1 protein-coding gene and 1 pseudogene are annotated in these 2,581 nt (G+C 69.9%); both read right to left on the reverse strand.

Annotation, left to right across the window (positions count from 1 at the left end; all coding sequences use genetic code 11):
- Positions 1-1,991 (reverse strand): right-handed parallel beta-helix repeat-containing protein (locus ACWCO3_RS33795; RefSeq protein WP_450014013.1); only part of this gene is annotated, 1,991 nt, incomplete at its 3' end.
- A 134-nt stretch (positions 1,992-2,125) separates the two neighbouring features.
- Positions 2,126-2,581 (reverse strand): annotated as a pseudogene (locus ACWCO3_RS33800) (hypothetical protein); the annotation flags it as partial.

The following is a 2,581-nucleotide window of genomic DNA, read 5'->3' on the forward strand; positions in this document are numbered from 1 at the left end:
CCGGACGGAATCCGACCGGACAGATCCACCGCCCGACCCGTGTTCGGCGCGAACGAGCCACCGACGCTGCGGGTGTCCAACACCCGCGACGGAGCAACCGACCGGAACCCCGACCCACTCGCCGAGTAGTACCCCTGCAGATCCGCGACGACGTGAACCGTACCGCTGGCGGTGTTACGGATACGCACGTTGCCGTTGGACATCGGCACGGTGACCAGGTTCGGCACTGTCTCGCCCGGTACGAAGTTGACTGTCGACGCGTCCGGCAGGGTGGTGCCGTCCGGGTAGACCCGCAGGAACCCCGCGCTGGTCGGCGCGGTGACGGTCACGTTCAGCACGACGGCGCTGATGTCCGCGGCTGGCACCCCGTTGATCTGCGGCAGCGCCAGCACGACCTCGGTGTCCGCCGGGATCGGCACGGTGCCCGGCACCCCGAGCGCCGCACGGGTGTCCAGTACCCGCTGCGGTGTCAGGGCCGTGTAGGCGGCACCGACAACCGTGCAGCTGGTCTTGGGCGCTCCATAGGTCCACCGGAAGTCGGTGAACGTCACCTGATGGGTCTCGCAGGCTCCGCCGGCCCGGCGGAGGCGGTGCTCCTCCGGCCCGAGCGGAACGACCCGGCGGAACGGCTCGTCGCTCCAACTGCGGGACACCTTGCCCAGCGGGCCGTCGGTGGGCCAGGCGGTGGTGACAGAGAGGCCGACGGTCACGTCCAGAGGGTTACCGCCGGGCTTGTGCCGGACCGGAACCTCGGTGACCGTCGTCGGGCCCTGCACCTCGACCGCACCCCGGTCGTGGTAGCCCGACCCGGTGCCCGTGTTGGGCACCGCCGGGGCGTCACTGTGCGGATTGTCCAGCAGGTCGGTACGGGAGACGCCCTCGGCGGTGGCGTCAGCCGAGTCGACCGCCGGCGAGTTCGGGGCGATCTCGTAGTACGGCCGGTCATACATGGGCACCGCCGACAGCCGGGGGTTCGCGGCGATGTCGTGGGTGCCGTTGCCGGTGGCGGCGACGAACTCGGGCAGGCTCGTGTAGTCGGTGGCACCCCAGCGGTACAGGGGACCGCCACTGGCCGGCTCGATCAGGTTGTGGTCCGCCACGGTCTGCGGCACGCTTTCGGCGGAGACGGCGATGGCGGTCGCCTGCGCCGGCCACCTGCACGGCTGCGCGTCATCGAGCGGACCGCCGGCGGTCTCCACGATGTTGTTCCGGATCGACACGCCCGGCGAGGTGCCGGTGACGTCCACGGCGAAGGTGCAGTTGGTCGTCAGCGTGTTGCCGACGATCTTCGTGCCGGGAGCATCCCGCACCGTGATGCCACTGGCGGTGAAGGTGTTGGTGGTGATCAGAGCGGCACGCACACCCGGGTCCACCACCAGACCGCTTCCGCCCACGAAGGAGCCACGACTCACTGTGACCTCCGCGGACCCACCGGTGATCCGGACCCGGGCCGGGGCCTCGTACTCGGCGACGACCAGCCGATCGAGGGTGATCCGGGATGACCCGTCGACGAGTACCGCCTCGGCTGTACCCTCACCGGCCGCCCGGAAGCCGTCGAGGACCACGTCGTGGACGCCGCGAACGGTGAAGGCGCTCTCGTTGCCGCCGGGACCACGACGCTTGCCCACCTTGACGACGGTGGCGGCCTCACCCGGCCCGTTCACCGCCCGGAAGGTGATCGGCGCACCCTCGGTCCCCGAGCGGCTGATGACCACCGACTCCCGGTATTCGACTCCCGGGTGGACCAGGACGGTCTGACCGGGCTCGGCCACGGCGGCGGCCGCGGAGATGGTGCAGAACGGGGCTGTCAGGCTGCCGTCACCGCCCGTCCCGCATCTCGTGTTGCTGACGTGCAACTCGGCTCCGACGGCCGCCGGCACCTGCGCGACAAGGGCACCGGGTGCCGCCGACGCGAGCGCCGCCGGGACCGCCAGGCCCGCGCCGACGGTCAGTGGCACGAGCGCGAACCGCGCCAGCACAAAAGTCCTCATCAACCATTCCCTACCAGGTGGATCTTTCGGATCATGAGCTTGAGGCGGCGTATCTCAATGGGTGTGGCGCCGACCGAATGTCACGGCCGTCCATCGCCGAGACGATGGACGGCCGTGAGACTGGTGCGTTGGAGTCAGGACGCGGCGGCGATGAAGTAGCCCGCCTGGTCGACGATCAGATGCGTGTAGCCGGAGCTGTTGTTGAACAGCACGATGTTCTCGTTCTCACCGACGCCCACAATGGCGTGGTTCGAGGCGGTCTCACCGGCGACGTAATTGACGTTCGAAGCGGTCGGCTGGACCGATCCGTTCGGGTGAGCGGTGAGCACGCCGGCCCTGGTCGGCGCGGTGACGGTCAGGTTCGCGACCACCGCTGTCGGCACCGGCCCCGTTTTGTTGAGCGAATCGAGGTACGAAACGGGGACGCCCGAAGAGGTGAAGGGTGCCTGCGGCCACCCCTCGCCGGCGGCTCCCCGGCTGTCATGGATGCGGCGTGGGCCGTACGGCACGAAGACGTCCGTGGCGCCCCCGCCGAACCAGCCGGACAGGTCGGCCACCACGTGGGTGCGGCCGGAGCTGACGTTCTGGAT

The organism is Micromonospora sp. NPDC002411, from assembly GCF_053592955.1.